The 17709-nt window shown below is 63.0% G+C and carries 13 protein-coding genes and 1 tRNA gene; 10 read left to right on the forward strand and 4 right to left on the reverse strand.

What is annotated here, in order from left to right:
- Window positions 1-2133, forward strand: a complete 2133-nt coding sequence (locus G7007_RS07945; RefSeq protein WP_181100527.1) for a peptidase domain-containing ABC transporter — start codon at window positions 1-3, stop codon at window positions 2131-2133.
- Window positions 2134-2276: 143 nt separating this feature from the next.
- On the forward strand, window positions 2277-3545 hold the full coding sequence (locus G7007_RS07950; protein ID WP_308852287.1) for an HlyD family type I secretion periplasmic adaptor subunit: 1269 nt from the start codon (window positions 2277-2279) through the stop codon (window positions 3543-3545).
- 105 nt (window positions 3546-3650) lie between these two features.
- Here the strand turns inward: G7007_RS07950 and G7007_RS07955 are convergent, their stop codons facing one another.
- A complete protein-coding gene (locus tag G7007_RS07955; RefSeq protein ID WP_181100531.1) occupies window positions 3651-3812 on the reverse strand; it encodes a hypothetical protein in 162 nt (53 codons plus the stop codon).
- A gap of 141 nt (window positions 3813-3953) precedes the next feature.
- Here G7007_RS07955 and G7007_RS07960 point away from each other — a divergent pair, with 141 nt between their 5' ends.
- From G7007_RS07960 to glgB, 3 genes are all read left to right on the forward strand, one after another.
- Entirely contained in the window at window positions 3954-5972 is a 2019-nt protein-coding gene (locus tag G7007_RS07960; RefSeq protein WP_181100532.1) for an alpha-1,4-glucan--maltose-1-phosphate maltosyltransferase, read from the forward strand.
- A gap of 146 nt (window positions 5973-6118) precedes the next feature.
- Entirely contained in the window at window positions 6119-9427 is a 3309-nt protein-coding gene (gene treS / locus G7007_RS07965; protein ID WP_181100534.1) for a maltose alpha-D-glucosyltransferase, read from the forward strand.
- Window positions 9428-11638, forward strand: a complete 2211-nt coding sequence (gene glgB, locus G7007_RS07970; RefSeq protein ID WP_181100536.1) for a 1,4-alpha-glucan branching protein GlgB — start codon at window positions 9428-9430, stop codon at window positions 11636-11638. It begins immediately after the preceding gene.
- Between the two features lie 62 nt (window positions 11639-11700).
- Here the strand turns inward: glgB and G7007_RS07975 are convergent, their stop codons facing one another.
- On the reverse strand, window positions 11701-12708 hold the full coding sequence (locus G7007_RS07975) for a GlxA family transcriptional regulator (RefSeq protein WP_181100538.1): 1008 nt from the start codon (window positions 12706-12708) through the stop codon (window positions 11701-11703).
- Between the two features lie 176 nt (window positions 12709-12884).
- On the opposite strand from G7007_RS07975, the gene G7007_RS07980 reads away from it, so the two are divergent.
- The 3 genes from G7007_RS07980 to G7007_RS07990 all read left to right on the forward strand — a co-directional run bounded on the left by G7007_RS07980 (window position 12885) and on the right by G7007_RS07990 (window position 14654).
- Window positions 12885-13358 (forward strand): FAD/FMN-containing dehydrogenase, encoded by a 474-nt coding sequence (locus tag G7007_RS07980; protein WP_181100540.1) that lies wholly within the window; start codon window positions 12885-12887, stop codon window positions 13356-13358.
- Between the two features lie 214 nt (window positions 13359-13572).
- Window positions 13573-14178: an SCO family protein gene (locus G7007_RS07985; protein WP_181100542.1), complete on the forward strand. Its 606-nt coding sequence runs from the start codon at window positions 13573-13575 to the stop codon at window positions 14176-14178.
- Window positions 14178-14654, forward strand: coding sequence for a copper chaperone PCu(A)C (locus G7007_RS07990; RefSeq protein WP_181100544.1), 477 nt, complete (start codon window positions 14178-14180; stop codon window positions 14652-14654). The genes G7007_RS07985 and G7007_RS07990 overlap by 1 nt, the downstream gene beginning before the upstream one ends.
- Window positions 14655-14755: 101 nt before the next feature.
- Here the strand turns inward: G7007_RS07990 and G7007_RS07995 are convergent, their stop codons facing one another.
- Entirely contained in the window at window positions 14756-15073 is a 318-nt protein-coding gene (locus tag G7007_RS07995; protein WP_181100546.1) for an SCP2 sterol-binding domain-containing protein, read from the reverse strand.
- A 240-nt stretch (window positions 15074-15313) separates the two neighbouring features.
- On the opposite strand from G7007_RS07995, the gene sohB reads away from it, so the two are divergent.
- Window positions 15314-16336 (forward strand): protease SohB, encoded by a 1023-nt coding sequence (gene sohB / locus G7007_RS08000; protein WP_181100547.1) that lies wholly within the window; start codon window positions 15314-15316, stop codon window positions 16334-16336.
- 150 nt (window positions 16337-16486) lie between these two features.
- Window positions 16487-16560: transfer RNA gene (locus G7007_RS08005), tRNA-Cys, on the forward strand.
- A 98-nt stretch (window positions 16561-16658) separates the two neighbouring features.
- On the opposite strand, the gene G7007_RS08010 is transcribed toward G7007_RS08005, so the two are convergent.
- Entirely contained in the window at window positions 16659-17708 is a 1050-nt protein-coding gene (locus G7007_RS08010) for a tyrosine-type recombinase/integrase (RefSeq protein ID WP_181100549.1), read from the reverse strand.
- Window position 17709: the final 1 nt, after the last annotated feature.

Genomic DNA, 17709 nt, shown 5'->3' on the forward strand with positions numbered 1-17709 from the left:
ATGGATATGTACACGTTTGCTCAGCGTCCAGCGGATCCTGCGCTCTGGGCATTGGCTCAGCTGGCTCGCCATTATCGCGTCGCGTGCTGTACGCAGGCGCTGGCCCATGAGTATGGGGAGAACGGTCAACCGTTGACCCTCGATCAGCTTCAGCATGCCGCACGTCGATTGGGATTCGATACTCAGGTACGGCACGACTGTCGTCACCCTCACCGATTGCCGCTACCGGCCATCGGCTATGAGCGTGATCAGCGCCCCTATGTGGTCTGGCGACAGGTGCAGGGGAAGCTGTGGATCCAGTACCTGGGCGATGACCAACCTTTCGCGGTCAGTCGCCTCGGCTTTTCCAGCAGAAGCAACGGCACCCTGTTGCTCTTGCGTCCCGTCACCTCGTCGCTCGTTACTTGTACTACGGGTTTCCGGTGGTGTTGGCCCATTGTGCGCAAGTACACAGGGACACTGACACGCGTATTGCTGGCGGGTGTGTGCCTGCTGGCCTTTTCGCTCATCACGCCTATGTTCTTTCAAGTGGTGATGGACCACGTGCTGGTGCACCGCAGCCTCTCTACCCTGGTCGTCATGATCTCGGGGTTGGTCGCGGTCATGCTGTTCGAGACGGTGTTCAGCGCGGTGCGGCATGTCGTGTTCGCCCACCCTTTGGCTCGGCTGGATGCTGAACTCAAGGCGGCATTGTTCGGGCACTTGCTGTCGGTGTCGCCGCATTTTTTCAGCGAGCGTCCTCTGGGTGAAATTGCCGCACGAATGCGCGAGCTCGACACGGTTCGCGACTTTCTCACGCACCACAGTCTGGCCGTGGTGTTGGACGGGTTGTTTTCCCTCGTTTTCCTGAGCGTCATGCTGATGTACAGCCCGGTCCTGACTGCAGTGGTCGCAGGTTCCTTGGTGATCTACGCGCTACTGGCACTGTGCTGGGGGCCAATCGTGCATCGTCACGCCGAGCGCGCACAGGTGCGTGCTGCAGCCAACGAAGCCTTTCTCGTGGAGTCGCTCAATGCGATACGCACGCTCAAAGGCATGGGAGCCGAGCGCTGGACTGCCGAGCAGTGGGATACACGGTTGACCGAGGCGACGCTGGCCCAGCGGCGTCTCGGTTTATCGGCGGCGTTTGCCCAGGAGTCGATCGGCCTGACGGGCAAGCTGGCTGCGGCTGTCATACTCGGGTTGGGCGCGCAAGCTGTCATGGCGGGCGATCTCAGTATCGGCAGCTTCATCGCATTCAACCTGTTTGCCAGTCGTGTGGCCCAACCCGCGCTACGCCTGGGCCAAGTGTGGGCCTGTTACCAGCAGGCACGGGTTGCCTTGCAGCGCTTGGGAATGATCCTTCAACAGCCAGTCCAGGGACGGCTTGCTGCGATGGCCTTGCCGCGCGTGTCTGGCCGGGTGGCAGTCGATTCCGTGTGCTTTCGCTATGCCGCTGATGGCCCGTTGATACTGGATCATGTCAGTTTCGAGGTCGAGCCTGGACAATGTATCGGCATCACCGGCACGTCTGGCTCGGTCAAAAGCACGCTGATCAAGCTACTGCTGGGCTTCGCGTCACCCAGCAAGGGCACGCTACGGCTGGATGGACATGACCTGGCCATGGCCGACACGGCCAGCCTGCGTCGGCACATGGGTGTCGTCATGCAGCAACCCTTTCTGTTCAAAGGCACCGTTCATGACAACATTGCGCTGGCGCGGCCAGGGGCGAGCCGGCATGACGTCATCGAGGCTGCTCGCTTGGCCGGCGCCCATACGTTCATCGAGCGCTTACCCGGTGGCTATGAGGCGCCGGTAGCCGAGTCAGGCAGCAATCTCTCCGGTGGACAGCGCCAGCGTATCGCGATCGCCCGTGCCTTGGTGGCTCAGCCCTCCATCCTGCTGTTCGATGAGGCTACCAGCGCATTGGATGAGGAGGCCCAGGCCGACTTCATGGCAGCTTTGCCCCATATTCGTCGTGGCCGAACGCTCATCATGATCGCCCATCGATTAGAGACTCTTCACACGTGTGACCGCATTTTGGTGTTCGACGAAGGTCGGCTGATCGAGCAGGGCAGTCCAGCCGAACTGGCTACCTTGCCCGACGGGCACTACGCTCGGCTCCTGCGACTTCAGCAGGAGGACAGGACATGAGTCGCGTGAGAACGATGGCTCGACGCTATGTAACGGCTGTATGCACAGCTTGGCGTCAGCGTCATGAGACGCCTCGACCCTGTCCAGACGCAGAATGGCAATTCTTTGCGCCGGTGCTTGCACTTCAACAGCGTCCGCCCCACGTGTTTCCACGTCTGCTGCAAGGCCTCATCGTCGGCATCCTGTCCTTGGCGCTCGTGTGGTCCGTCATTGGCAAGATCGATGTGGTGGCGACGGCGCAGGGCAAGGTCGTGCCGAGTGGGCGCAGCAAAGTGATACAGCCCCGGGAAAGCGCCGTGATCAGGGCCATTCACGTTCAAGACGGTCAGTTGGTCATGGCAGGCGAGGTATTGGTCGAACTCGAGGCGCGTGCAACCGCGGCCGATCTGGCACGGCTGGCGGCCGATCTGTTATCGGCGCGTATCGACATTGCCCGGGCCATGGCCATGATCGCCACTATAGAAAGCGACCGGCCGCCTGAGTTGCAGGCTGATCAGCTTGGCGCAGCTGACTTGACGAAGCGTCAGGCGGTCCAACGCTGGCTCGAAGGCCAATATCTTGAGCTGCGCAGCCAACTGGACCAAGCCGCTGCCGAAATCAATCGCGCCGAACACGAGTTAGGTTCCATCGATGTATCGATCCAGGCATTGCAGCACGCACTGCCCATCGCTCAGGAACTGGTGGACGACTATGCCCGGCTTCTGGCGGATCAAGCGGTGGCGAAGCACCACTACCTGCAGCGCAAGCAGGAACACCTGCAACAGCAGCGAGAGCTGGATCAGTTGCAGGCCAGACGGCGCGAAGTGAAAGCCTCGCTCGATGTCGCCACGCACCGGCGCGCGAGCATCCTGGCGCAACAGCGACGCAACATGCTCGACCTGCAGCATGAAGCCGAGTCCAGGGTGGCCACGCTCGAGCAGGAAATGGACAAGGCGCGGCTGCGGCATGGGCAGCGTACGCTCAGGGCACCTGTCGATGGCACTGTGCAGCAACTGGCTGTGCACACGGTAGGCGGCGTAGTCACCGAGGCACAGCCACTCATGGTGATCGTGCCCAAGGAACAACCCGTCGAGGTAGAGGCTTTTCTCGCGAACAAGGATGTCGGTTTCGTACGCCCGGGCCAGCCGGCTCACGTGAAGGTAGAAACGTTCAGCTACACCCGGTACGGCTTGGCGCAAGGCATAGTCAGCAGCGTCTCCCACGATGCCATCGAGGACACTCAACGGGGGCTGGTCTATGCCGTGCGTATTCGTCTGGACAGTCCTTGGCTCGACTATTCAGAGGCAACGCCGTTGTTACTGACGCCAGGCATGGCCGTCACCGCTGAAATCACCACCCGTCAACGTCGCCTGATCAGCTATTTCCTCACGCCACTGGAAGTCATGACACGTGAAAGCCTCCATGAGCGCTAGTACCATCAATCAGGAACGGTGCGAGGTTAAGCTCACGCCATGCCGTGAGCTCGATCATCGATAGGCATGCTCGATACGGACGCAGTGCCAGGGCGTCGGACGCGCTCAGGCTTTCACCGGCGGCTCTTCACTGGGCGGATCACCCACCGTCGGCGGCGTAGTCGGCTGGGTCGGCAACTCGTCCGGATCATCCCGTGGCACGGACGGCGGCAGGGACGGGTCGTCGATGTTCGGATCGGGCGTTTCCGGTGGGGTGGGAATGTTCATGATCGCGCCTCGCAAACGGTTGAACGAAGGGTGCATCTGCTCAGACACGCGCCGATGGTCAAACACTCCGTTTTTTATTGAACCCCACTCTTGGGCGCTGCTCTGAACCCTTACCGTCCAAGCTAAACGGAGCAAGGTTCGATGTCACGTAATGAGCCCTTTGAGAGCGTGCCCATGGCGAATGATCACCCGGACCAGGCCGTCAGCCTGTCCCAGGCGCTGCTGGCCCCGCGGATCGTGATCGAGAACGTGCAGCCGTCCCTCGACGGCGGCACCTTCGCCACCAAGGCCGTACGCGGCCAGCCGGTCGACGTATCGGCCAAGGTTTACTGCGACGGACACGATCAGTTGGCCGTGATGCTCAACTGGCGTCAGGCCAACAGCCGGGTCTGGCACTGCGTGCCCATGCAGTCGGCCGGCAATGACCTGTGGCTGGCGCAGTTCACGCCCAGCGAGTTGGGGCCGCACCTCTACAGCATCGAAACGTGGATCGACCCCTATGCCACGTTCTGCTACGACCTGGGCAAGAAGTTCAATGCCGGCGTCGAGGTCAAGCTGGAGCTCGAAGAAGGCCGCCTGCTGCTGGGCAAGGGCATCGAACGCACCGAAGGGGCGCTGCGCGAGCAGCTGGACGCCCTGCAGCAGGGGCTGGCCCGTCAATCGATCGACGATCAGGTCGCGACGCTGCTGGCGCCGGACACCGCGCGCCTCATGCACCAGGCCGAGCACCGCACCTACCTGACCCGCAGCATCGAGTTCGCCGTCGACGTGGACCGCGAGGCGGCGCTGTTCGCCAGCTGGTACGAGCTGTTCCCGCGCTCGATCACCGACGACAAGGCGCGCCATGGCACCTTCAACGACGTGCATTCGCGCCTGCCGATGATCCGTGACATGGGCTTCGATGTGCTGTATTTCCCGCCCATCCATCCCATCGGGCGCCAGCATCGCAAAGGTCCGAACAATTCGCTGCATGCAGGCCCGGACGATCCGGGCAGCCCGTACGCCATCGGTAGCGCCGACGGTGGTCATGATGCGATCCACCCGCAACTGGGCACGCGTGAGGACTTCCGCCGCCTGGTCGCCGCTGCGGCCGAGCACGGCCTGGAGATCGCCCTGGACTTCGCCATCCAGTGTTCCCAGGACCACCCCTGGCTGACTGAGCATCCCGGTTGGTTCAGCTGGCGCCCGGACGGCACCATTCGCTACGCCGAGAACCCGCCGAAGAAGTACCAGGACATCGTCAACGTCGATTTCTACGCGGCCGATGCCATCCCATCACTGTGGCTGGCCCTGCGCGATGTGGTGATCGGCTGGGTCGAGGAGGGAGTCAAGACCTTCCGCGTCGACAACCCGCACACCAAGCCGCTGCCATTCTGGCAATGGCTGATCGCCAATGTGCGCAGTCAGTACCCTGACGTGCTGTTCCTCGCCGAAGCCTTCACCAAGCCGGCGATGATGGCGCGCCTGGGCAAGGTCGGTTACGCCCAGAGCTACACCTACTTCACCTGGCGCAACACCAAGAAGGAACTGACCACCTACTTCGAAGAACTCAACGAGGCGCCGTGGCGCGACTGCTACCGTCCCAACTTCTTCGTCAACACGCCGGACATCAACCCGTTCTTCCTGCAGCACTCGGGGCGCGCGGGCTTCCTGATCCGGGCCGCACTGGCGACCATGGGATCGGGCCTGTGGGGCATGTATTCCGGGTTCGAGCTGTGCGAGGGCGCGGCACTGCCGGGCAAGGAAGAGTACCTGGATTCGGAGAAGTACGAGATCCGTCCCCGTGACTACACCCAGCCAGGCAACATCATCGCCGAGATCGCCCAGCTCAACCGGATTCGTCGTCAGAACCGCGCCCTGCAAACGCACCTGGGCGTGGCGTTCTTCAACTGCTGGAACGACAACATCCTGTACTTCGCCAAACGCACGCCGGCGCGGGACAACTTCATCCTGATCGCCATCAGCCTGGACCCGCACAACGTTCAGGAGGCGCATTTCGAGCTTCCCCTGTGGGAGCTAGGGCTGGATGACGATGCCCAGACCCATGGCGAGGACCTGATGAATGGCCACCGCTGGACCTGGTATGGCAAGACGCAGTGGATGCGGATCGACCCGGCCTACCAGCCGTTCGGGATCTGGCGGATCGAAAAGGTGTCGTAAGCGCTGACGCGTCCGGCTCATCGTTCTAGGTGAGGTCGGATCTTGCGTCGTTTGCTTCGCGGGCAAGCCCGCTCCCACGGGGCGGGTGAAGCGTTCGAGAGAAGGGGCCGCCAGGGTGGCCCGCCTGGAATTGAAAGGAGTCGCACATGGCCAAGCGTTCTCGCCCGGCAGCCTTCATCGATGACCCGTTGTGGTACAAGGACGCGGTGATCTACCAGCTTCATGTGAAGTCGTTCTTCGATGCCAACAACGATGGCGTCGGCGATTTCGCAGGTCTGATCAGCAAGCTCGACTACATCGCCAAGCTGGGTGTGAACACCTTGTGGTTGTTGCCGTTCTATCCTTCGCCCCGGCGCGATGACGGCTATGACATCTCCGAATACAAGGCCGTGCACCCCGACTACGGCACCCTGGCCGACGCCAAGCGCTTCATCGCCGAGGCGCACAAGCGGGGCTTGCGGGTGATCACCGAGCTGGTAATCAACCATACGTCCGACCAGCACCCCTGGTTCCAGCGGGCGCGGCATGCCAAGCCCGGTAGCAAGGCCCGTGACTTCTATGTCTGGTCGGACACTGACCAGAAGTACGACGGCACCCGGATCATCTTCCTCGATACCGAGCATTCCAACTGGACCTGGGACCCGGTCGCGAAGCAGTACTTCTGGCACCGTTTCTACGCCCACCAGCCGGACCTCAACTTCGACAACCCCCAGGTGCTCAAGGCCGTCCTGGGGGTGATGCGCTTCTGGCTTGACCTGGGCGTCGATGGGCTGCGCCTGGATGCCATCCCCTACCTGATCGAACGGGACGGCACCAACAATGAGAACCTGCCCGAGACCCATGCGGTGCTCAAGGCGATCCGTGCCGAAATCGATGCCAATTACCCTGACCGCATGCTGCTGGCCGAGGCCAACCAATGGCCGGAAGACACGCGTCCGTACTTCGGTGAAGGCGACGGTGACGAATGCCACATGGCGTTCCACTTCCCGTTGATGCCGCGCATGTACATGGCCCTGGCCATGGAGGACCGCTTCCCGATCACCGACATCCTGCGTCAGACGCCGGCGATTCCAGCCAACTGCCAGTGGTCGATCTTCCTGCGCAACCACGACGAGTTGACGCTGGAGATGGTGACCGACCGTGAGCGGGACTACCTGTGGAATCATTACGCCGAAGACCGTCGCGCCCGCATTAATCTGGGCATCCGTCGACGTCTGGCGCCGCTGCTGCAACGTGACCGCCGGCGCATCGAGCTGCTGACCAGCCTGCTGCTGTCCATGCCCGGCACGCCGACGCTGTACTACGGCGACGAGCTTGGCATGGGCGACAACATCTACCTGGGCGACCGGGATGGCGTGCGCACGCCCATGCAGTGGTCGTCCGACCGCAATGGTGGGTTCTCGCGTGCCGAGCCGCAGCGCCTGGTACTGCCGCCGGTCATGGATCCGTTGTATGGCTACCAGACCATCAACGTCGAAGCCCAGGCCCACGATGCGCACTCGCTGCTCAACTGGAACCGTCGGTTGCTGGCGGTCCGCGCGCAGCAGAAGGCCTTTGGCCGTGGCACGCTGACCCTGCTGTCGCCCAGCAATCGACGCATCCTGGCTTATCTGCGCGAGTACACCGATGCGCAGGGCAACAGCGAGACCATTCTCTGCGTCGCCAACGTCTCACGCGCAGCGCAAGCCGCCGAGCTGGACCTGTCGGCCTATGCCGAGCGGGTGCCGGTGGAGATGCTCGGCGGCAGCGCATTCCCACCGATCGGCCAACTGCCGTTCCTGCTGACCTTGGCGCCTTACGGGTTCTACTGGTTCCTGTTGGCGTCCCGCGAACGCATGCCGCATTGGCATGTCGAACCTGCCGAGGGGTTACCCGAATTGACCACATTGGTATTGAAAGCCCGCATGGAAGAATTGCTCGACAGCCCCTCCCGAGACGCCCTGCAGGACAGCATCCTGCCCCAGTACCTGCCCAAGCGCCGCTGGTTCGCCGGCAAGGAAGGACCGCTCGACCAGGTTCGCCTGCGTTATGGCGTGCGCCTGGACACCGCCACCACGCCCGTGCTGCTCAGCGAGCTCGAAGTCACCAGCAAGGGCACCGTCAGCCATTATCAGCTGCCATTCGGCCTGCTGGCCGAGGACCAGGTGCAAGCCGCACTGCCGCAGCAGCTGGCATTGTCACGGGTCCGCCGCAAAGGCCAGGTCGGTCTGATCACCGATGCCTTCGTGCTCGAGCCATTCGTGCGCGCTGTCTTGCAGGCCTGCCAGCACCACACGCGTCTGCCCAGCAGTGCGGGCGAATTGCGCTTCGAGTCCACCGAGCAGCTGGCAAGCCTTGGGCTGAACGCCGACAGTTCGGTGCGCTACCTGGGCGCCGAGCAATCCAACAGTTCGGTGGTGGTCGGCGACAAGCTGGTGCTCAAGCTCATTCGCCGTGTCAACGGCGGCATCCATCCCGAACTGGAAATGAGCGCCTACCTGACCACGGCGGGCTTCGCCAACATCTCGCCACTGCTGGCCTGGGTCGAGCGGGTGGACGATCAGCAGCCGCACCTGTTGATGATCGCCCAGGGTTACCTGAGCAATCAGGGCGATGCCTGGGCATGGACCCAGGACACCCTGGAGCGGGCGATCCGCGACGAGCTCGAGCCTGGCGTCACTGACCAGGAAGGCCGCGCCAATGCGCTGGCCGAGCTGAAGGACTTCGCGGCGCTGTTCGGTCAAAGGCTGGGCGAGATGCATGCGCACCTAGCGGCGTCTACCGATGACGAAGCCTTCGCGCCGCGCGTCAGCGACCAGCAGGACAGCGAGCAGTGGGGCTGCCAGATCGCAGCCGAACTCGAACATGCGCTCGACCTGCTTGCCCAGCACCGCGGGGCACTGGACAGTGACGCGCAGGCCTTGGTCGATGACCTGCAACAGCAGCGCCAAGGGCTGCTGCAGAACGTCCAGGCCCTGGCCGACCAGGCGCAGGGTGGCCTGCTGATCCGGGTGCATGGCGACTTGCACCTGGGGCAGGTGCTGGTACGCCAGGGCGATGCCTACCTTATCGATTTCGAGGGCGAGCCGTCCCGGCCACTGAACGAGCGCCGGGCCAAGCTCAGCCCGTTCAAAGATGTCGGCGGTGTTCTGCGCTCGTTCGACTATGCTGCTGCCATGTTGCTGCGCGGCAGCTCTGGCGTGGACCTTTCCGAGGCGGCCCAGCAAGCGCGGCAACGGGTCGCCCGGCAGTACCTGCACCATTCACGGCATGCGTTTCTCGAGGCCTACAGCCAAGCCACCGCCGCGCTGCCCCATGCCTGGACACAGGGCAGTGGCGAGCGCGCGGCGCTGGACCTGTTCACCTTGGAGAAGGCGGCCTACGAAATCACTTACGAAGCCGAAAACCGGCCAAGCTGGCTGGCTGTGCCCTTGCACGGCTTGCATGGACTGATCAGTACCTGGGGAGAGTCATAAATGAATGCAAGCACGCGTGACAACGGCGGCCTCGAGCGACGGGACCTCGACGCCCTGGCTCGCGCCGAGCACGCCGACCCGTTCGCGGTATTGGGGCCACACGGCGATGGCGCAGGCGGCACCTGGGTGCGCGCCTATCTGCCCAACGCACTCAGGGCACAGGTCATCGCACGCGAGGACGGTCGCGTCCTGGCAGACATGCACCAGGCTTCGCTGCCGGGCCTGTTCTTCGCCCACCTGGCGCACGCGATGGCGTATCAATTGCGCATCGTCTGGGCCAGTGGCGAGCAGGTGACCGAAGACCCTTACAGCTTCGGTCCGCAGCTGGGCGAAATGGACATGCACCTGTTCGCCGAGGGTAACCATCGCGACCTGGCCAGCCGCTTCGGTGCGCAGCCCATCCAGGTCGACGGCGTGGACGGCGTCTGCTTCTCGGTCTGGGCGCCCAATGCCCGGCGTGTGTCGGTGGTCGGCGACTTCAACAGCTGGGACGGTCGCCGCCACCCTATGCGCATTCGTCACGAGGCCGGCGTCTGGGAGCTGTTCATCCCACGGCTGGGTGTGGGCGAAGCCTACAAGTTCGAAGTGCTCGGCAAGGACGGTGTCCTGCCGCTGAAGGCCGACCCCTTGGCGCGTGCCACCGAGTTGCCACCCAGTACGTCGTCCAAGGTCGCCGGACCGCTGGGCCACGCGTGGCAGGACCAAGCGTGGATGGAGCAGCGTGCTCAGCGGCACGGGCTCGATCAGCCGCTGTCGATCTACGAGCTGCATGCCGGCTCCTGGCGCTGCAAGCTGGACGAGGCGGGCGAGGTGGCCGGCTTCTACAACTGGCGTGAACTGGCGGACAGCCTGGTGCCTTACGTCAAGGAGCTGGGCTTCACCCACATCGAACTGTTGCCGATCATGGAGCACCCCTTCGGCGGCTCCTGGGGCTACCAGCCGCTGTCGATGTTCGCCCCGACCTCGCGTTACGGCTCGCCCGAAGACTTCGCAGCCTTCATCGACGCCTGCCACCAGGCCGAGATCGGCGTACTGCTCGACTGGGTGCCAGCGCATTTCCCCACCGATGAGCACGGGCTGGCCCGCTTCGATGGCACCGCTCTGTACGAGTACCAGAACCCGTTCGAAGGGTATCACCAGGACTGGAACACGCTCATCTACAACCTGGGGCGCAATGAGGTCCGTGGGTTCATGGTGGCCTCGGCGCTGCACTGGCTCAAGCACTTCCACATCGACGGTCTGCGGGTCGATGCCGTGGCCTCGATGCTATACCGCGACTACTCGCGCAAGCATGGCGAATGGATACCGAACCGTTACGGTGGTCGCGAGAACCTCGAGGCGATCGACTTCCTGCGTCACCTCAACGGGATCGCCGCCTACGAGGCGCCAGGCGCGCTGATCATTGCCGAAGAGTCCACCGCTTGGCCGGGTGTCAGCGCCCCGACCCAGGAGGGCGGCCTGGGCTTCTCGTACAAGTGGAACATGGGCTGGATGCACGATTCGCTGCATTACATCCAGAACGATTCGATCTACCGCCCTTACCACCACAACGAACTGAGTTTCAGCCTGCACTATGCATTCTCCGAACACTTCGTGTTGCCGATTTCCCACGATGAGGTGGTGCACGGCAAGCACTCGTTGATCGACAAGATGCCGGGGGATCGCTGGCAGAAGTTCGCCAACCTGCGGGCCTATCTCGCCTACATGTGGACCCATCCTGGCAAGAAGCTGCTGTTCATGGGGTGCGAGTTCGGGCAGTGGCGCGAATGGAACCACGATAACCAGCTGGACTGGTACCTGCTGCAGCAGTCCGACCATCAGGGGGTGAAAAGCCTGGTGAGCGACCTGAACCGTCTGTATCGCGAGTTGCCAGCGCTGCACGAGCAGGACGGCAGACCTCAAGGCTTCCAGTGGCTGGTGGGGGACGATGCGCGCAACAGCGTATTCGCCTGGCTGCGCTGGAGCCGCGAAGGCGAGCCGGTGCTGGTGGTGGCCAACTTCACGCCGGTGCCGCGCGAGGGGTATCGCATCGGAGTGCCGTTTGGCGAGCAGTGGCAGGAAGTGCTCAACAGCGACGCCGAAGGGTATGCCGGCTCCAATATCGGTAACTTCGGTACGGTAGGCAGCGAGCCTGTGCCTGCCCATGGCCAGCCGTTGTCGCTGACTTTGCAGCTACCACCCTTGGGCGTGCTGATCATGAAGCCTGCCTGACGCAGGCAGGGAAGGGGGCCTGATGAAGGCTGGCCTTCCAGGCGTTCGGTACAGCGGCTGGGTCACTCGCCCAGCCGTTGCTCCCGCGACGGGGGATAACCGAAGTACGCCGCATAGCACTTGCTGAAGTGCGATACCGACACGAACCCGCAGGCCACCGCCACCTCCATTACCGACAGGTCCGAATACTGCAGCAGCCTGCGGCTCTTGGTGATGCGCAGCTCCATGTAGTAGCGCCGTGGCGAAGTGCCCAGTTGCGCCTGGAACAAGCGGTCGATCTGCCGCCGCGAGCGCCCGCTGTAGGCCGCCAGCTGGTCGAGGCTGAGCGTCTCTTCGAGGTTGTTTTCCATCAGCTCGACAATGGTGCGCAGGTGCAGGCTCATGGACTTTTTCGCCCCTGGCCCGACCTGGCGATACCGCGCACCGGAAAACGACAGAATTTCTTCCACGCCCTCGGCCAGTCCATCGCCGTGCAGACGGCGCACCAGGCTGAGCATCATTTCCATGGCGCCATTGGGGCTGGCGGCGGTCAACCGGTCGCGGTCCAGCGTGAAGCTGGCCGGGGTGATGCGTGTCTGCGGGCTGCGCTCGGCGAGGCTGGCCCGCTGCTCGGGGTGCACGCTGCAACCGTAGTCGGCCAGTACACCGGCCCGGCCGAGGAACCAGGCCCCGTTCCACAGCCCGCCCAGGTGCAGGCCATGGGCGTCACAGTCCACCAGCAGACGGTCCAGCTCGGGGTACTTCAAGGGAGTGCGCAGACCGCCGCAGACGATCAGCAAATCCAGGTCCCGCAGGGCGCGCGGCTCCAGCTCGGCAGCGATCAGTTCCAGGCCCAGGTCGCTCAAGACACGCTCGCCGTCCAATGACAGCGGCGAGAAGCGAAAGCTGTCGGTGCGCAACAGGTTGGCCGTGACCAGGACGTCCATGGCCACCGTGAAGCTGGCCATGGAAAAATGTTCCAGCAGGACGAAGCCCACGCCATAGGACGGCGTGACATCGGCAGCGGTCGGCTTGAGCCTGACCATGTTGGTGGTGCTGGCTTTCTTGCTGAACTGGCGAATGGTGGGCACTGCGGGCTCCCGGGTCAGGCTGGCGCCGATGAGTGTGCTCGCCGGTCTTGGGAAAGACAACCGGGCGCTGCGTCAGGCACGTGTCTGGGGGCGACCGTGGCAGACGTCATGTCGCACGCGCCGACAGCGCGGTTCGGTTATCCTGTTGGCCTTCGTGACGTGCTGGAGTCTCTTTCTTGAAACGGTTGCCACTGCTGTTGATGTGCCTGTTGCCGGGCCTGGCCCATGCCCTGGAGCCCGGAGACCGTCTGGCCCCCTGGACGCTGCTCGATCAGCACGAGCAGCCCTACAGCCTGACGCCGGAGACGCGCCTGCTGCTGGTGGCCCGCGACATGGAAGGCGCCAAGCTGGTCAAGGCGGCGTTGGCCGGGCAGCCGGCGGGTTATCTGGAGGCCCGAAGCGCTGTCTTCGTGGCCGACATCGAACGGATGCCCGCCGTGATCAGTACGCTGTTCGCCATCCCTGCCATGCGGGACTACACCTACCGGGTCATGCTCGATCGCCAGGGCCGGGTGGTCGAGCGCTACGAAGTGCCTGATGCCAGCGTGCGACTCATGCGCCTGGAGCACGGCACGCTGGTGGCGCAAGACACCTACGTCGAGGCGCAAGCCTTGAAGCGGGCGCTGGACGCCAGCCCGGCATCTCCCTGAGCCGGGACGGGTCGAAGCCTGCATCTCAGCGCCTGGTTAGCAATAAAATGTTACTGATTCAAGGGCTGCGACAACAGGCCGCACGCCGTATTTCAAGGGCTTGAGACCAATGGCCCGTCGTCAGGTGGAAGCGCACCCCAGGCCATGCCAGAATGCGCCCGTCGTCGCCCGGCCCTGCCCGAGGGCCGGCACCTTCCCTGTAAAGGATGGTTCCATGAATGATCTGTTGACCCGGCGCACGCTCGTCGCCGGGATGGGCGTACTGGGCCTTGGCCTGCTCGCCGGGTGCAGCCCGGCCCGTGGCTTGGAGTTCAAGTACGGCAAGAACATGAGCAACGAAATCCTCGGTCGCTCGTTCCGCCTGAAGGACACCGAGGGCAACGTACGCACCCTGTCCAGCTTCTATGGCTCGATGCCGATGATCTTCTTCGGCTTCACCCAGTGCCCGGCGGTCTGCCCGACCACTCTGGCGCGCGCGGTGCAGATCAAGAAGCTGATGGGCCGTGACGCCGGTTTCCTCCAGGTGGTGTTCATCACCCTGGACCCGGAACGCGACACGCCCGAGGTGCTCGACGCCTATGTCAAGGCGTTCGACCCGTCCTTCACCGCATTGACCGGCACTCCGGAAGAAATCGCCGATGTGGCCCGGGAGTTCAAGGTGTTCTACGAGAAGAAGCCCGAAGGGGATTCCTACACCATCTCCCATTCGTCCACCAGCTATGTCTACGACTCTCGTGGCACCCTGCGCCTGAGCCTGTCGCATTCGCTCAACGCCAAGGAATGCGCCGAAGACCTGCTTACCCTGATGGAGATCTGCTAATGTCTGTTTCCCGTTCCGTTCTTGCGCGTGGCCTGGCCCTCATGGCCTTGGCCGGTCTGGCCTTGCCCGCCCTGGCCGACACTACGGTGAGCGATGCCTGGGTGCGCGCTACTGTGCCGCACCAGTCGTCCACTGGGGCGTTCATGACGCTGACCGCCAGCACCGACAGCACACTGGTGAGCGTCGCTTCGCCGGTGGCCAAAGACGTGCAGGTACACGAGATGACCATGAAGGGCGATGTCATGGGCATGCGCAAGGTCGACGCCTTGCCCCTGCCTGCCGGTAAGGCGGTAAGCCTGGACCCCAATGGCTATCACGTCATGCTGATGGGGCTGAATACCCAGGTGAAAGAGGGCACCGAAGTGCCGTTGACCTTGACGGTCGAGGATGACAAGGGCGAGCGCCAGGTCATCGAGATCAAAGCACCGGTGCGCCCGTTGACTGCGTCTGCCGACCACGGTCACGCCATGCATTGATGCAGCGATGGCGCCGGACCCAGGTCGGGCGCCATCGTCTGTCGGCAGGCCTCGTCGAGCGCAAGGCCCGGCGTAGGAGAGTGTCTAGCGCAGGGGCACGATCAGCTCGGGAACAGCTCGCCCAGCTTCATCGACAGCATCATGTCGCCTTCGACGCGCAGCTTGCCGCCCATGAAGGCCTGCATGCCATCGAGCTCGCCGCTGACGATCTCCTTGAGGGTCTGGCTGTCCATGACCAAGGTGCAGTTGGCATCCGGGTTCTCGCCTTCCTGCAGCTCGCAGGTGCCGTCCTTGACGATCAGGGCGTAATGCTTGTCTTCATCGGTGACATTGAAGCCGAACACCAGGTCCAGCCCTTGGGCGGCGGCTGGATTGAACTTCTCTTGCATCTTTTTCACGGCATCAGCTACGGAGGTCATGGCGGTTTCCTTGTCGTGGAGGTACGGATGTGCGTACGGCAAACGTTCGCCCTCAGAGGGGCTGAAACGCTCCGAGGGTAGGGTGCGGCTCGAACGCTGTCAACGGAAAAACATACGGGCGTTTGAAAAGGTCGTTTGAACCTGATGCAGGCCGCGCAGGCCGCTGGCGAGGCGTCAGGCGCAACGGTATGCTGGCAAGCCTGACGCGCCGTGAGGGCGTGGGTTCAATGAGGAGTCACCGTGGAGTTTCTTGCCGAATACGCAAGCTTTCTAGCCAAGACCGCGACCGTGGTCATCGCCCTGCTGATCGTGCTGTCGGCCATCGCCGGCCTGCGCAGCAAGGGCCGCCGCAAACCAGGTGGGCACCTGCAGGTCACGCGCATGAACCAGTTCTACGATGGCCTGCGCGACCGCCTCGAAGCCGGCCTGTTCGACAAGGCCGAACTCAAGGCCCTGCGCAAGCGCAAGGCCAAGGGCGAGAAGAAACAGAAGAAGCAGCAAGGGACCGAGGACCAGGGCCGCGTGTTCGTCCTGGACTTCGATGGCGACATCAAGGCTTCGGCCACCGACAGCCTGCGCCATGAAATCACCGCCTTGCTGAGCATGGCCACCGCGCGCGACGAAGTGGTGCTGCGCCTGGAGAGCGGCGGCGGCCTGGTCCACAGCTATGGCCTGGCCGCCTCCCAACTGGCGCGCGTGCGCCAGGCCGGCGTACCGCTGACCGTCTGCATCGACAAGGTCGCTGCCAGCGGCGGTTACATGATGGCCTGCATCGGTGACAAGATCATCAGCGCGCCCTTCGCCATTCTTGGCTCGATCGGCGTGGTGGCGCAGTTGCCCAACGTCAATCGACTGTTGAAGAAGCACGACATCGACGTCGAGGTGCTGACCGCCGGTGAGTACAAGCGCACCCTGACCGTGTTCGGCGAGAACACCGAGAAGGGTCGCGAGAAGTTTCAGGAAGACCTGGACGTCACGCACCGGCTGTTCAAGGACTTCGTCTCCCGCTACCGCCCGCAGCTGTCCATCGACGAGGTCGCCACCGGCGAAGTCTGGCTGGGCGTGGCCGCACTCAATCGTCAACTGGTCGATGAACTGCGCACCAGCGACGAGTACCTCAACGACCGTGCGCGCGAGGGTGGCGTGTTCCATCTGCAGTACGCCCAGCGCAAGAGCCTGCAGGAGCGCATCGGCATGGCGGCCAGCGGTTCGCTGGAGAATGCACTGGTCGGGCTGTGGAGCAAGTTGAGCCGTCTGCGCTAAGACCTTGAACCTCCTGGAAATTTTTTGAGGGGAGGGGGTTGCAAGGTGGATCGAATGCGGACATAATGGCGCCCATCGAAACGCAGCGGGCTCTTGAAGTCGAGCGGTTCGAGGTGAAGGAAGGCGAAGGCTGACCTGATCCGACTTTGAGGCCGAGTAGCAAAGTGGTTATGCTCCGGATTGCAAATCCGTCTACGCCGGTTCGATTCCGACCTCGGCCTCCATATTCGAAAGCCCCGCAGATCTTGGTCTGCGGGGTTTTTCTTTGGGCGTCAGAAAGCCAAGCGTTCCGAAACTTTTCGGCATGAGTTCCAAAACTCGGTCACTTTGTGGGGCTGGCGATGGCCCCCACGCGGCGGTACACCCGTTCGGTGATCCCCTCTTTGGAATGCCCCAGCAACAGGCTCGCTTCCGCCACATCGTTGATCTCCGAAGCGGCCTTGGGCCGAATGTCCCTGAATTGGAACTGGGCGATACGGTTGGCCAGGTCTGGCTTCTTCCCGTCAAGGGCTTTCAGCCTGGCAGCCTCCCGCGCATCGCTCCAGCGATTACGCAGCATCCCCCAACTCATGCGTTTGCCGTGCTCGTTCAAGATGAAGAATGGCGAGGCATGCTGCTGCGTGCGCAGTTTGATGCGCTCCAGCAGCGTCCCGAGGCTGTTATTCACGCTGTTTACCTCCAGGATGATCCTCAGCCGCTTGCCGGTCTTGCCCTGGCTGACCAGCAGGTAGCTCCCTTCCACATCATCCTTGCGCATGGATAGAACGTCCGACGGCCGCTGGCCAGTCAGGTACGCCAGGTCCATCGCGTCCCTCAGCTCCTCTGGAGCCTCTTCGTACACTGCGAGCCACACGGTCTCATTGGCATAGAAATCGCGCGGCTTCTCCTTGTTCTTCTTGATGCCCAGGCAGGGGTTCTCCTTCACAGTCAGCCCCCATTCCCGGGCCATGTTGAACACATGCGAGAGCAGTGCTATTTCCCGGTTCGCTCGGGTCTTGGCTGAGCGAGAGTCGCGGTAGTGGGCAATCATCGACGGAGTGATCGCATCGATGGGAGCCGGATCGAACACCGCCCGTAGCTGCTTGAGCTCGTAGATGTTGTCCTTCTGGGTTCTAGGGGCTTTCTTAGGGATGATGTGCTTCTCGTACTGGTCGAAAATTCCCTTCATTGTCGTCAGCTCGACCGGCGCCGATTTGGCTTCCAGTTCAGCCCACTTGAGCTTGGCTTTGGGAAGGTCGGTGCCGAGGGGAATCTCCTTGCCTACTGGGTCGCGGTAGTAGTACCCGACCCATACTTTGCCGCTTTTTCTGACTCGCTTGCGCCGGTACATGCCCGGCGGCAGATCGCGGTTCTCGTTACTTCTGGGGCGCATT

Source organism: Pseudomonas entomophila (genome assembly GCF_013523125.1).
GTDB classification, from domain to species: domain Bacteria; phylum Pseudomonadota; class Gammaproteobacteria; order Pseudomonadales; family Pseudomonadaceae; genus Aquipseudomonas; species Aquipseudomonas entomophila_B.

Bases quoted from the DNA above. Each gene is read 5' to 3' on its own strand.
- G7007_RS07945 (WP_181100527.1), top strand. From the start codon at position 1: ATGGATATGTACACGTTTGCTCAGCGTCCAGCGGATCCTGCGCTCTGG.
- G7007_RS07955 (WP_181100531.1), bottom strand. From the start codon at position 3,812: ATGAACATTCCCACCCCACCGGAAACGCCCGATCCGAACATCGACGAC.
- G7007_RS07960 (WP_181100532.1), top strand. From the start codon at position 3,954: ATGTCACGTAATGAGCCCTTTGAGAGCGTGCCCATGGCGAATGATCAC.
- treS (WP_181100534.1), top strand. From the start codon at position 6,119: ATGGCCAAGCGTTCTCGCCCGGCAGCCTTCATCGATGACCCGTTGTGG.
- glgB (WP_181100536.1), top strand. From the start codon at position 9,428: ATGAATGCAAGCACGCGTGACAACGGCGGCCTCGAGCGACGGGACCTC.
- G7007_RS07985 (WP_181100542.1), top strand. From the start codon at position 13,573: ATGAATGATCTGTTGACCCGGCGCACGCTCGTCGCCGGGATGGGCGTA.
- G7007_RS07990 (WP_181100544.1), top strand. From the start codon at position 14,178: ATGTCTGTTTCCCGTTCCGTTCTTGCGCGTGGCCTGGCCCTCATGGCC.
- G7007_RS07995 (WP_181100546.1), bottom strand. From the start codon at position 15,073: ATGACCTCCGTAGCTGATGCCGTGAAAAAGATGCAAGAGAAGTTCAAT.
- G7007_RS08010 (WP_181100549.1), bottom strand. From the start codon at position 17,708: ATGCGCCCCAGAAGTAACGAGAACCGCGATCTGCCGCCGGGCATGTAC.